Source organism: Arthrobacter sp. SLBN-100, from assembly GCF_006715305.1.
Taxonomy (GTDB): domain Bacteria; phylum Actinomycetota; class Actinomycetes; order Actinomycetales; family Micrococcaceae; genus Arthrobacter.
Map to the genome: position 1 here is coordinate 3,261,282 of NZ_VFMY01000001.1, position 12,403 is coordinate 3,273,684.

General features: G+C 65.4%; 11 protein-coding genes. 8 read left to right on the plus strand and 3 right to left on the minus strand.

All coding sequences use genetic code 11. The annotated features are described in order from the left end of the window. Positions 1-121: 121 nt before the first annotated feature. A complete protein-coding gene (locus tag FBY31_RS14995; protein ID WP_142042602.1) occupies positions 122-1,645 on the plus strand; it encodes an HNH endonuclease signature motif containing protein in 1,524 nt (507 codons plus the stop codon). Between the two features lie 222 nt (positions 1,646-1,867). On the opposite strand, the gene FBY31_RS15000 is transcribed toward FBY31_RS14995, so the two are convergent. From FBY31_RS15000 to FBY31_RS15010, 3 genes are all read right to left on the minus strand, one after another. Beyond that, a complete protein-coding gene (locus FBY31_RS15000; protein ID WP_142042605.1) occupies positions 1,868-4,222 on the minus strand; it encodes an FdhF/YdeP family oxidoreductase in 2,355 nt (784 codons plus the stop codon). A gap of 109 nt (positions 4,223-4,331) precedes the next feature. Next, positions 4,332-4,952 (minus strand): MBL fold metallo-hydrolase, encoded by a 621-nt coding sequence (locus tag FBY31_RS15005; protein ID WP_142042608.1) that lies wholly within the window; start codon positions 4,950-4,952, stop codon positions 4,332-4,334. Continuing rightward, positions 4,952-6,055 (minus strand): S-(hydroxymethyl)mycothiol dehydrogenase, encoded by a 1,104-nt coding sequence (locus tag FBY31_RS15010; protein ID WP_142042611.1) that lies wholly within the window; start codon positions 6,053-6,055, stop codon positions 4,952-4,954. Before FBY31_RS15010 ends, FBY31_RS15005 begins: the two co-directional genes overlap by 1 nt. A gap of 447 nt (positions 6,056-6,502) precedes the next feature. On the opposite strand from FBY31_RS15010, the gene FBY31_RS15015 reads away from it, so the two are divergent. The 7 genes from FBY31_RS15015 to FBY31_RS15045 all read left to right on the plus strand — a co-directional run bounded on the left by FBY31_RS15015 (position 6,503) and on the right by FBY31_RS15045 (position 12,397). After that, positions 6,503-7,858: an MFS transporter gene (locus FBY31_RS15015; protein ID WP_142042614.1), complete on the plus strand. Its 1,356-nt coding sequence runs from the start codon at positions 6,503-6,505 to the stop codon at positions 7,856-7,858. A gap of 70 nt (positions 7,859-7,928) precedes the next feature. Next, positions 7,929-9,182: an aminopeptidase P family protein gene (locus FBY31_RS15020; RefSeq protein WP_142045412.1), complete on the plus strand. Its 1,254-nt coding sequence runs from the start codon at positions 7,929-7,931 to the stop codon at positions 9,180-9,182. An 85-nt stretch (positions 9,183-9,267) separates the two neighbouring features. Further along, positions 9,268-10,089 carry an IclR family transcriptional regulator gene (locus FBY31_RS15025; protein WP_235013077.1) on the plus strand — a complete coding sequence of 274 codons (822 nt, stop codon included), beginning with the start codon at positions 9,268-9,270 and terminating at the stop codon, positions 10,087-10,089. Positions 10,090-10,122: 33 nt separating this feature from the next. Continuing rightward, entirely contained in the window at positions 10,123-10,371 is a 249-nt protein-coding gene (locus tag FBY31_RS15030; RefSeq protein ID WP_142042620.1) for a hypothetical protein, read from the plus strand. Then, on the plus strand, positions 10,371-11,189 hold the full coding sequence (locus tag FBY31_RS15035) for an HAD family hydrolase (RefSeq protein WP_142042623.1): 819 nt from the start codon (positions 10,371-10,373) through the stop codon (positions 11,187-11,189). Before FBY31_RS15030 ends, FBY31_RS15035 begins: the two co-directional genes overlap by 1 nt. 93 nt (positions 11,190-11,282) lie before the next feature. After that, positions 11,283-11,531: a hypothetical protein gene (locus tag FBY31_RS15040; RefSeq protein WP_142042626.1), complete on the plus strand. Its 249-nt coding sequence runs from the start codon at positions 11,283-11,285 to the stop codon at positions 11,529-11,531. Positions 11,532-11,584: 53 nt separating this feature from the next. After that, positions 11,585-12,397, plus strand: coding sequence for a glycerophosphodiester phosphodiesterase (locus FBY31_RS15045; RefSeq protein ID WP_235013078.1), 813 nt, complete (start codon positions 11,585-11,587; stop codon positions 12,395-12,397). Positions 12,398-12,403: the final 6 nt, after the last annotated feature.

Consider the following 12,403-nt stretch of genomic DNA (forward strand, 5'->3'; position numbering starts at 1 on the left):
AGGTTAGGGAGCGGCTGGGGAGCGAAACCCATCGTTGAGAACCGGGGGTCGCCGAAAATCGGCGGCCCCCGGTTTTCACGTCCGACCGGAAAATGTCAGACCCCCTTGCCATGATGGCTTTATGGGCAAAGCGGCGGTGACGAAGGCGTTTGAGGACATCAATGCCGCTCTTGCTGTGCTCAATGCCGAGGTGGATGGGTGTGGTTCGGAGCCCTTCTCGGATGCTGATCCGTTGGCCGGCCTGGCTGATGGGAGCCTGGACATCCTTGCCGGGGCTCGGATGGTGGAGGCCGGGATCGCCGCTTTGAAGGCCCGGGCTGCCGTGAAGTATGCGGACACCGCCCAAGCCCTGGCGCCGGACATGCCGGTGCAGGCGCAGGAGATGGCCGTCGCCGCGGAAATCGGGTCCGTGCTGGCCCTCGGGCCGCGGGCAGCAGGTTCATTCCTGGCCGCTTCCCACGCCCTGTCCAAGGAGTTGCCGCTGACGTTGTTGGCGTTGCAGGCAGGGACGATCACCTGGCCGCACGCCTTGGTCATGGTGGAGGAAACGACCAGCCTTGACCCCGCCGGCGCCGCGGCCCTGGAAGCGTATTTCCTGGACCCGGAGACACCCAGGCCTGCCACCGCGGCCACGATTGGGGAAATACCCGCGCACCGGCTCCGGCACAAAGCCCGCACCTGGCGGGAGCGCCACCACGCCGAAACGATCGAGAAACGCCACGCCAAGGCAGTGGCAGACCGGCGCGTCGAATGCAGGCCGGACCAGGACGGCATGGCCTGGCTCGCGGCCTACCTCCCGGCCGACCAGGCACTGGCGGGCTGGAACCGGCTCAACGCCCTCGCCCGGGCCGCACAAGGACCCGACGAGCCCCGCACCCTTACCCAGATCCGGGCCGACAAATTCGCTTCAGCGATCCTCACCAGCGGCACCAGTCGCGGTAGTGGTGACAGTTCCAGCGTCCGTGCAGGCAACAGCACAGGCACCGGCGGCGGGGCAGGTAACTATGAAGGGGCAGGCGCAGGAACGGATCCCAACCCGTCGTCGACGATCCGGGCGCAGGTCCTGGTCACCGTGCCGGTATTCGCTCTCATGGGACTGACGGAGGAGCCCGCCATGCTGGACGGGTTCGGCCCCATCCCGCCGTCGATGGCCCGGGACCTTGTCGCGGACGGTGCTGATTCGTTCCACCGGGTCCTTGTCGACCCGCGGGACGGGGCGCCGCTGGAGATCGGCCGCACCAGCTACAGGGTCACCAAGGCCATGAAAAAGGCACTGGAGCTCCGGGACGGCAGATGCACCTTCCCCGGCTGCAACAACCCATCCCTGGACAACGACACCGACCACCTTCAAGCCTGGCAGCACGGCGGACATACGGGGATCAGCAACCTGGCCCAGCTTTGCCCCAAACATCACCGCCTCAAACACGCCACCGGCTGGACGCCCACCCCGGCCACCCGGAACGACCCGCCCGGCTGGACCTCACCCACCGGCCGACACTACAAAGCCGAACACCACGACTGGGAACCACCGCACTGGCCACACCAACTACAGTCGGCGACCGGCGATCCGCCCGACTTTGTCCACCTCGGACTCTCGCCAGGAGAAGAAGAGCTCCAACGGTTCCTGCACGCCCCACCCGCCTGACCAACCAGGTAGGTTGGCTGAGCCTGCCGAACCCGAACTCGAGCCCGTTCGGTGATCGAGCCTGGGGCCACGGCCGCCGGGTTCCCTGACCGAGCTTGCGAGGCTAGGCAGCGGTTGGAGAGGGAGATCCTTCTGCTCGCTTGCGGCGGGCTCAACCACTGGGGGTTTCGGCGGGCTCAACCACCGGGGTTTCGACAGGCTCAACCACCGGACGCTGCTGTATTAGCCCGCCGCGGCTGGCTCGAGCTCCTCCGCAGCCACAGCGCCGGCGGTTTCCGCGGCGTGCGGCACGAACCTGACGAACATGGCTTTGAAGCCCGGGGTGTTGGATTCGCGGGCCACGTTTTCCTTGTGCACCAGGGCGTTGGCTTCGGGGAAGTACGCGGCCGCGCAGCCCTTCGCGGTAGGGTAGGCCACCAGGCGGAACTTGTCCGCCTTTCGTTCGTGCCCGCGGAAGGTGCTCACCACGTCCACCAGGTCCCGGTCCTTGAAGCCCAGCTCGGCCAGGTCCTCGGGGTGGACCAGGATCACCCGTCGACCGCCGGAAATCCCGCGGTAGCGGTCATCCAGGCCGTAGAACGTGGTGTTGTACTGGTCGTGGCTGCGGATGGTCTGGAGCACCAGGTGCCCGTCCGGCGGGGTGAGGTACTCCAGCGGGCTGACCGTGAAGCGGCCGCGGCCGATATCCGTTTTGAACGAGCGGGTGTCGCGCGGCGGGTTGGGCAGAACGAATCCGTTCTTCGTCCGGACCCGGGTGTTGAAGTCCTCGAAGCCGGGCAGGACGCGGGCGATGTGGTCGCGGATCACGTCGTAGTCCTCGGCCATGCCCTTCCAGTCCACGGAGTGGTCGGGGCCGAACGTCGCCTCGGCCATGCGCGCCACGATGACGGGCTCGGCGAGCAGGTGCTCCGAGACCGGGGTCAGCCTGCCCTGGGTGGAATGGACCACGGACATGGAGTCCTCCACGGACAGGAACTGGGCGCCCTTGGGGTGCTTGTCATCCTTGTCCGTCCGGCCCAGCGTGGGCAGGATCAGGGAGGTGCGCCCGTGGACAATGTGGGAGCGGTTGGGCTTGGTGGAGATGTGGACGGTCAGGCCGATCCGCTGCATCCCGGCTTCGAGGGTCTCGGTGTCCGAACAGGCCAGGGAGAAGTTGCCGCCCATTGAGACAAAGACGTCCACCTCGTCGCGTTCGAACGCTTCCATCGCTTCGACGGCGTCGTAGCCGTGGTGCCGCGGGGACTCAATCCCGAACTCGCCGTCAAGGGCCTCGAGGAGCCATTCCTTTGGCTTTTCCCAGATGCCCATGGTCCGGTCGCCCTGGACATTGGAGTGCCCCCGGACCGGGCAGGCACCGGCGCCGGACTTGCCGAAATTGCCCTGCAGGAGCAGGACGTTGACCATTTCCTTGATGGTGTCCACCGAGTGCGGCTGCTGCGTCACGCCCAGGGCCCAGCAGAAGATGGACGCCTTGGACTTGATGAGCATCCCGGCCACGGTTTCGATCTGTTCCCGGGTCAGGCCTGTGGCCTTCTCGGTTTCGGCCCAGTCCAGGGTCCGGCGCGCTTCGCGGTAGGCGTCGAACCCGTCCGTCTGGGCCTCGATGAAGGAATGGTCGACGACGGTGCCCGGGTTCCGTTCCTCCTCGGCCAGGAGCAGGTGGCCAAGGGCCTGGAACAGGGCCAGGTCCCCGCCCACCTTGATCTGCAGGTATTCGTCAGCCAAGGGGGTGCCGCCGCCGACCACGCCGGAGACGGTCTGCGGGTCCTTGAAGTTGAACAATCCGGCTTCGGGCAGCGGGTTGACCGCCACCACCTTGCCGCCCTTGTCCTTGCACTCTTTCAGAGCCGAGAGCATGCGGGGGTGGTTGGTTCCGGGGTTCTGCCCAACCACAAAGATCAGCTCGGCGTCGTGGATGTCATCCAACGAGACCGTGCCCTTGCCGATGCCGATGGTCGGGTTCAGCGCTGAACCGGAGGACTCGTGGCACATGTTCGAGCAGTCCGGAAGGTTATTGGTGCCAAGGGCGCGGGCGAAGAGCTGGTACATAAACGCGGTCTCGTTGGCGGTACGCCCGGAGGTGTAGAAAACGCACCGGTCAGCAGTGCTGGCGCGGACGTGCTCGCCGATCAGCTCAAACGCGTCGGCCCAGGAGATCGGTGAGTAGTGGGTTTCACCCGCCCGGATCACCACCGGTTCGCTGAGCCGGCCCTGGTTGCCCAGCCAGTACTCGGTCTTGGTGGAAAGTTCAGCGATGGAATGCCGGGCCCAGAACTCCGCCCCGACCGTGCGGAGGGTGTTCTCCTCCGCCACCGCCTTAGCACCGTTCTCACAGAACTCGGCCGCCTTGCGCTTCTTGTCCGACTCCGGCCACGCACAGCCGGGGCAGTCAAAACCGCCCCGCTGGTTCAGCCGCAGCAACGACTGCGCCGTCCGGGTCACCCCGGCCTGGGCCACCGCGCGCTCCAGCGCCACCATGACGGCCTTGACGCCGGCCGCCTCGGTCTTGGGCTTGTGGACAGAGAGCTCGTCCTCATTGATGTCCGCGACGGGGGCGGGCTGCTTACCGAACTTCATCGTTCCAACTTCCTTACCGGCAATTACGTGCTGCTTTTTGAATCCAAGCGCCAGCGAAGGCGCGCCAGCTTTCCTGGCGCGCCTTCACCAACACTGCTTTCCCTGCCGGCTACTGGGAGACCTTGGTCAGGGTTTGCTGCTCCGCCGCGATCGTGGTGTTTTCACCGTGGCCGGTGCGGACCACAGTGCCGCCCGGCAGCGTCAGGAGCCGTTCGCGGATGGAGGTGAGGATGGTGGGGTAGTCGCTGTAGGAACGCCCCGTCGCCCCGGGGCCGCCGTTGAACAGGGTGTCCCCGGTGAAGACCGTTCCTTCGCTCTCCAGGTAGAAGCAGGTGGAACCGGGGGAGTGGCCGGGGGTGTGGATGGCCCGCAGGGTTGCCCCGCCCACCTCGAAGACGTCGCCGTCGGCCAGTTCCCGGTCCGGCTGCGTATCCGGGTAGACCTGTTCCCAGAGGACCAGGTCTTCGGGGTTCAGGTAGATCGGTGCGCCGACGGCGTCCGCCACCTCACGCGCGGCTCCGATGTGGTCGTTATGCGCGTGGGTGAGGAGGATGGCGAGGACCTTGCGGTCACCGACCTGCTTGATGATCGCGGAGGCGTCATGCGGGGAGTCGATGATCACGCATTCGGCGTCATCGCCCACGATCCAGACGTTGTTGTCCACGTCCCAGGTGCCGCCGTCGAGCGAAAACGTCCCCGAGGTGACCAGGTTCTCGATCCGGACGCCCATCAGGAAGCCGCCCTGGCTGGCAGTTCGACTACGGAACGGAGGACCTTGCCCTCGTGCATCTTCTCGAAGGCTTCCTCCACCTGATCGATGCTGATGCGCTCGGAGACGAAGGCGTCCAGGTCCAGGTTGCCCTGCTTATAGTGCTGCACCAGCATCGGGAAGTCACGGGAGGGCAGGCAGTCGCCGTACCAGGAGGACTTCAGGGACCCGCCGCGGCCGAAGACGTCCAGCAGGGGCAGTTCCAGCTTCATGTCCGGCGTCGGGACGCCTACCAGGACCACGCGGCCGGCGAGGTCGCGGGCGTAGAAGGCCTGCTGGTAGGTTTCGGGACGGCCGACGGCGTCAATCACCACGTCCGCTCCGTTGCCTCCGGTGAGGGCACGGATGGCCTCGACAGCGTCTTCCTGCCTGGAGTTCACGCCATGCGTGGCGCCCAGCGACTTTGCCATTTCAATCTTGTTTTCGTCGATGTCCACGGCGATGATCGTTGTCGCGCCGGCAAGCTTCGCACCGGCGATCGCGGCGATGCCCACACCGCCGCAGCCGATCACGGCCACAGACTCACCGCGCTTGACCTCACCGGTGTTGATGGCGGCACCGATGCCGGCCATCACACCGCAGCCCAGCAGCCCGACGGCGGCAGCGTCCACTTCGGGGTCCACCTTGGTGCACTGCCCTGCGGCTACCAGGGTCTTCTCGGCGAAGGCGCCGATGCCCAGGGCGGGGGAGAGCTCGGTGCCGTCCTCAAGAGTCATTTTCTGGGTGGCGTTGGCGGTGTTGAAGCAGTACTGCGGCTGGCCCTTCGCGCACGCCCGGCACTGCCCGCACACGGCGCGCCAGTTCAGGATTACCCGGTCACCCGGCGCGACAGAAGTGACGTCCGGACCTACGGCGCTGACCACGCCGGTGGCTTCGTGGCCGAGCAGGTAAGGGAAGTCATCGCCGATCCCGCCCTGCTTGTAGTGCAGGTCCGTGTGGCAGACGCCGCACGTCAGGATATCCACCAGCGCCTCACCCGGGCCCGGATCCGGTACCAGGATGGTCTCCAACGACACCGGGGCATTCTTCTCCCTGGCAATGACTGCTTGAACTTTATGCACCATTGGCTGGTGTTCCTTTCATCGGTCCCGGGACTTTGGGCGGCGCTCCAAGAGGTAGCCAGCCCGGGTTCTACGTTCTCATACCGCAGATTGAAGCCGCAGGCAGCTGGTACTTCGCTCGTCCGTCATTGCGTATTACACAACAGAACTCGTATAGCGCGTACTCGAAATATGTCAGCCGTCACGCGCGGTGTCAATAGAACTACCAAGTACTTCGTCCGGCTGGTGGAGCGCCCCACCCGGGTTGAGTCTGCCAAACGCAACTCTAGTTCTTTTGCTGCAACATTAGCTGCTGCTCCCCGGCGATCCGAGGCGCCTCCCATGGATTCGCCAGCCTCCACTATGTTGGACCGACTGGATCAGCAGCAGCCATTGACTGTGGTGCCCATCACGCTTAGTCTGGTGCAACAGCGTTGCGCTGAATGCAACCACAACAACTTTGGTGGATACATGAGTAACGAAACTTCCTCCGTGGCCCGCGGCCAAGGCCGCCGTTCGGAGCTGATCGGCCCAAACTCCGCTGACAGCGCCGTCAGCAAGGAAACCCGCCGCCGGGTTATCGCGGCCAGCTTCATCGGAAACTTTGTCGAATGGTTCGACTACGCCGTTTACGGCTACCTGGCCGTCACCATCGCGGCAGTCTTTTTCCCGGAGTCGGACCCCCAGGCCGGACTCCTCCTGACCTTTGCCCTGTTTGCAGTCTCGTTCCTGGTGCGCCCGCTCGGTGGCTTTGTATGGGGGCATATCGGAGACCGGGTAGGCAGGCGGACCGCACTCTCACTGTCCATCCTGATCATGTCCGGGGCCACGTTCTGCATTGCCCTCATCCCCGGATATGACACGATCGGACTTTGGGCTCCCGTCCTGCTCCTGATCGTCAGGGTGGTTCAGGGCTTCTCAGCCTCCGGAGAATATGCCGGTGCGTCCGCCTTCCTGGTGGAGTACGCCCCGGCCAACCGGCGCGGTCTGTATGCCGCCGTCGTTCCCGCCAGCACGGCGGCCGGGCTGCTCCTCGGTTCGCTGCTCGCCGGCCTCCTGACTACCCTGCTCAGTTCCGAAGCAATGCACGGCTGGGGCTGGCGGCTGCCTTTCCTGCTGGCTGCGCCGATGGGCCTGATCGGCCGGTATATCCGGACAAAGCTCGAAGACACGCCGGTGTTCCGGGAACTGGAAGCCGAAGACCATGCTGCCAAGGCGCCTGTCTCCAACCTCTTCCGGAACCACTGGCGGCAGCTGCTCCAGGCCGTCGGGGCCGTGCTGCTCAACGCCGTGGGCTTCTACGTGATCCTCAGCTACATGCCCACATACCTGTCCTCCGAACTTGGCCTCGGCGCCACCGAGTCATTCCTTGCCACCACGGTGGCGCTTATTACCTACATCGGCTTCATCTTCCTGACCGGCATGCTCTCGGACAGGTACGGCCGCAAGAAAGTACTGCTGGCCGCTTCCGTCAGCTTCATCCTGCTGACCGTGCCGGCGTTCGCCCTGCTCGGAACGGGCAACTTCCTGGTGATCGTCCTGGTCCAGATCCTGCTCGGGGCCATGCTCACCCTCAACGACGGCACGCTCCCCAGTTTCCTGGCGGAGATGTTCCCCACCCGGGTCCGCTACAGCGGCTTCGCGGTGAGCTTCAACCTTTCCAACGCCCTGTTCGGCGGAACTGCCCCGTTCATGGCAACCCTCCTGATCGCCGCCACCGCCAGTGACCTGGCACCGGCCTGGTACCTCGTGGCTGCCGCCCTGGTTTCCCTGGTGGCCGTGGCCCTGTCCAGGGAAACCTGCCGGGAACCCCTGCGTCAGGAATAGCTTCACCCGGACCAGCGTCAACCAGACCAACTTCACCCAAGAAATGCACCAACAGAAAGGCATCACCACGATGACCATCACCACCGAGAACGCAACGTCCGTCAGCGAACTTGAGCGCACCAAAATCCTGAAGAACGGCGAGAAGGCCAGCCTCACCTTCTCGGACGCCGAGTTTGAACGCCGGATCGCAGGACTCCGCCGCATCATGGCCGAGAAGGAGCTCGACGCCGTCGTCCTCACCAGCTACCACTCCATCAAGTACTACTCCGACTTCCTCTTCACCTACTTTGGCCGCTCGTACGCCATGGTGGTCACCAAAGATGACACCGTGACCGTCACCGCGAACATCGACGCCGGCATGCCGTGGCGCCGCAGCTTCGGCGACAACATCGTCTACACCGACTGGCGGCGGGACAACTACATCTTTGCCATCCAGGAAGTCCTGCGCACCCGCGGCATCAACGTCCGCCGGCTCGGCGTCGAAGACGACTCACTGCCGCTGGACAACCGCAACAAAATCCAGGCGGCATTCCCGTCCGCGGCCCTGGTGGACGTTGCGCAGGCCGCGATGCGCCAGCGCATGATCAAGTCAGCCGAGGAAATCGAAGTCATCAAGCATGGCGCCCGCATCGGCGACCTCGGCGGCGAGGCCATCCGCAACGCCATCACCGCCGGCATCACCGAATACGAAGTGGCCCTGATCGGCACCGAGGCCATGGTCCACGAGATCGCCCGGACCTTCCCCAACTCCGAGATCCGCGACACCTGGGTGTGGTTCCAGTCCGGCATCAACACCGACGGCGCCCACAACTGGGCCACCACGCGCAAGATCCAGGAACATGACATCCTGTCACTGAACTGCTTCCCCATGACGTCCGGCTACTACACAGCCCTCGAGCGCACCCTGTTCTACGGCGAACCGGACGCCCGCTCCCTGGAGCTGTGGAACATCAACGTGGAGGTCCACAAGCGCGGCCTGGAGCTGATCAAGCCGGGCGCCGTCTGCAAGGACATCGCCGCTGAACTGAACGAGATCTACGTCAGTCGCGGCCTGCTGGCCAACCGCACCTTCGGCTACGGGCACTCCTTCGGCGTCCTGAGCCACTACTACGGCAGGGAAGCCGGGCTGGAACTGCGCGAAGACATCGACACTGTGCTGGAACCGGGCATGGTGGTCTCCATGGAGCCGATGATCACCGTCCTGGACGGCCAGCCGGGCGCCGGCGGCTACCGCGAACACGACATCCTGGTGGTGGGGGAAGGCGGCGCGGAAAACATCACCAAGTTCCCATTCGGCCCCGAGTACAACATCATCGGAGCCTAGCTGCAGCAGCAGTACCACCACCCGAAGCGGCGCCTGGATGCCCTGGCGCCGCTTTCGGCCTCCTTAGGGAATGATGGTTTACATCATGAGCGCAACAGCAACCGAGAGTACAGGTAACGGCGACACCAAGGGTGCTTCCGTCATCGTCAACGCGATCGCTGTCCTCCGGACCTTCACGGCGGACGAGCCACTCCTCGGGGTCACTGAGATCGCCAACCGCGTAGGGCTGCACAAAAGCACCGTCTCCAGGATCCTGGCCACCTTTGAACAGGAGCGCCTGGTGGAGCGGGATGCCGAAACCCGCCGGTTCCGGCTGGGACTCGGACTGATTGCCGTGGCGGGACCCCTGCTGGCGGAGCTGGAGGAGCGCCGTGTTGCCTACCCTGTGCTCCGCGAGCTGTCCGAACAGACCGGCGAAACCAGTGCCCTCATGGTGTGGAGCGGCGACGAATCAATCTGTGTGGAGCAGATCGCCAGCCACCACCAGATCAAGCACACCACGCCGCTGGGCGCCCGTTACAGTGACGCCCTTAGCGCTTCAGTCCAGGTCTTCCTTGCCCAGGAACCCGAACCCCGCGTCCGCTCCCTCCTCAGCAGCGGTGCCATCTCGTACCCAGGCCTGGATGAATCCAGCCTGGACGCCTACCTTGTCCGGCTGAAAGACGACGTCAGGCGCGGCTGGGCCATCAACTACGGCGAAACCTCCATCGATGAAGTGGGGCTGGCGGCACCTGTTTATGACCATCGCGGGGAGGTGGTGGCCGCCGTGCTGATCCCGGCACCGCGGTTCCGGGTATCGCAGGACCGCCTGCAGGCGCTCGGCGAATCCTGTGCTTCCGCGGCAGCGAAGGTCACCGCCCGCCTGGGCGGCACGGGCAAGAAGCAAGGAGCGCGCGGGGAAGCCTAGGGGCCTGCGGTAAATTTACGCCCGAGGACTTGAATGTTCAAGCAATATGCCCCCAGCGGTGAGGCATCCGCGCACGCCGTCACCATGATCATGGCGGGCTCCGGCGGCAGCGCACACCGGCTTTCGCATCCACTTCAACGGATCCAGCGCGATGTGGGCGTCCTGCTCAACCATCCAACACTGGCCACCGACCCGGTCCTCGAGCAGGCAGGCCGGGGCCTCCTCAGCCTCGGGCTGACCGTCGCCAGCTTCCAGCAACGACGGCCACGTAGACTTGCATGATGCGGTTGGTAGCGAGCGATATTGACGGAACGATCCTGGGACACGATGGAAAAATCAGTGGCCGCACCGTCCGCGCCTTCCACGCCTGCCGCGACGCCGGCGTCGAACTCGTTTTTGTCACCGGCCGTCCGCCGCGCTGGCTGCACCCGCTGCAGGACCAACTGGGGCACGCCGGTACCGTCATCTGCTCCAACGGCGCCGTGGTGTGGGACCTTGAAACCGAACAGCTGGTGTCCGCCCGCACCCTGGCCATTGAATCCGTGCTGGAAGTCCGGCGCATCATCAAGCAGCTCCGCCCCGCCGCCCTGTTCGCGGCAGAAACACTGACCGGCTTCCACCTTGAACCCGGCTTCATCGAAAACGAATCGAGCGAACTGCTCAGCGAGTTCACCCCGGCGCCGCTCGCCGAAACGCTCGCCACGGATGACTCCGTGGTGAAGTTCCTCGCGATCGTCCGGGAGGGCACTCCTGACGATTTCCTCGCGGAGGTGCGGCCCGCCGTCGGGCATCTTGCGGCTGTCACACACTCGTCACCGGGGGTACCGATGCTGGAGCTGTGCCTTCCGGGCGTCAACAAGGCCGTGACGCTGGCCGAATACGCGTCCTCACTGGGTATCGACGCCGAAGATGTTGTGGCCTTCGGGGATATGCCGAACGATATCGAGATGCTCCGCTGGGCCGGCCACGGCTATGCGATGGCCAGCGGCCACCCGGAGGCCATCCTCGCCGCGGGCCAGCAGGCGCCGCATTTTGAGGACGACGGCGTGGCCCAGATCCTGGAGGCCAGGCTGGCTTCGCTGGGTGTCCAACTTCCCTGAGGCATTTCACAGCCTGCGCTCACCTTGCGTTCACCTTTGCTTCCTAGGGTGGCGTCAGGGGCAACACCTCCCCTAATGGCTCAGGGGGTAACGATGGCACCAAACGCAAAACAGGCCGCAGTTGATGCGCCGCTGCGCAGGGCAACGCCTGCGCCGCACTGGAAGCAGCTGCGGCAGGGCGACCGCGTCCGCGTGGTCCTCATGCCCGGTTTTGAAACCGGCGGCCTGGTGGACGCGGTCACCGGGGACCACGCTGCCGTGTGGGTTAACCTCGACGGCGGCCGCGGGCGTACGCTGCTGCACTGCAGCGATGGAGTGGAGATTTTTCCGGAAGGGGACTAATCGCTGCTTTATCGCAGCGCTCTGGCGGTGTGCCGCTCCGGTACGCTCGCAGGGTGAGTTTGCCGTTCTTTTCCCACTCCGACGTCACTGGATCCCAACTGCCAGTGGCCATGGCCCACCGCGGATTTTCACGGGAGGGGCTGGAGAACTCCATGGCCGCGTTCCGCGCCGCCGTCGAACTCGGCTACGAGTACCTGGAAACCGACGTCCACACGACGGCGGACGGCGTGGTGCTCGTTTTCCATGACAACACCCTGGACCGGGTGACCGACGGGGGCGGCCGGATCGCGGACCTGACAGCCGCCGACGTGGCCCGGGCGCAGATCGGCGGGCGTGAGCCCGTCCCCACCTTTGACGACCTGGTCACCGGGCTGCCCGGCGCCCGCCTCAACGTGGACGTCAAGGACTGGAACTCCGTCCGGAGCCTCGCCGCCGCAATTGAACGACACCAGGCGCACCACCGGGTGCTGGTGACCAGCTTCTCGGACCGGCGGCGGCGGGCGGTGCTGAAACTGCTGAGCCGGCCGGTCGCGTCGTCGGCCGGGGTGGGACCCGTGGCCTTGTTTGTGCTGCTGGGACGGGTATTGCCGGGGCCGGTTTTCCGCTCGGTGATGCGCCGGATCCTGCAGGATGTTCAGGCCCTTCAGGTGCCTGCGCGCAGGGGCGGCATCGAAGTGGTCACACCGGGGTTCATCCGGCGTGCGCACGCGCTGGGGCTGGTGGTCCACGTCTGGACCATCAACGAGCCAGCGGAGATGCGCCGCCTGCTGGAGCTTGGCGTGGACGGTATCGTCTCCGACCGCGCGGACCTGCTCAGGGACGTGCTGCTCGAACGCGGTGAGTGGCCAGGCCCACAGGGAGACTGATGGCCA

Coding starts and splice junctions, on each gene's coding strand:
- FBY31_RS14995 (WP_142042602.1), top strand. CDS start 122: ATGGGCAAAGCGGCGGTGACGAAGGCGTTTGAGGACATCAATGCCGCT.
- FBY31_RS15000 (WP_142042605.1), bottom strand. CDS start 4,222: ATGAAGTTCGGTAAGCAGCCCGCCCCCGTCGCGGACATCAATGAGGAC.
- FBY31_RS15005 (WP_142042608.1), bottom strand. CDS start 4,952: ATGGGCGTCCGGATCGAGAACCTGGTCACCTCGGGGACGTTTTCGCTC.
- FBY31_RS15010 (WP_142042611.1), bottom strand. CDS start 6,055: ATGGTGCATAAAGTTCAAGCAGTCATTGCCAGGGAGAAGAATGCCCCG.
- FBY31_RS15015 (WP_142042614.1), top strand. CDS start 6,503: ATGAGTAACGAAACTTCCTCCGTGGCCCGCGGCCAAGGCCGCCGTTCG.
- FBY31_RS15020 (WP_142045412.1), top strand. CDS start 7,929: ATGACCATCACCACCGAGAACGCAACGTCCGTCAGCGAACTTGAGCGC.
- FBY31_RS15025 (WP_235013077.1), top strand. CDS start 9,268: ATGAGCGCAACAGCAACCGAGAGTACAGGTAACGGCGACACCAAGGGT.
- FBY31_RS15030 (WP_142042620.1), top strand. CDS start 10,123: ATGTTCAAGCAATATGCCCCCAGCGGTGAGGCATCCGCGCACGCCGTC.
- FBY31_RS15035 (WP_142042623.1), top strand. CDS start 10,371: ATGCGGTTGGTAGCGAGCGATATTGACGGAACGATCCTGGGACACGAT.
- FBY31_RS15040 (WP_142042626.1), top strand. CDS start 11,283: ATGGCACCAAACGCAAAACAGGCCGCAGTTGATGCGCCGCTGCGCAGG.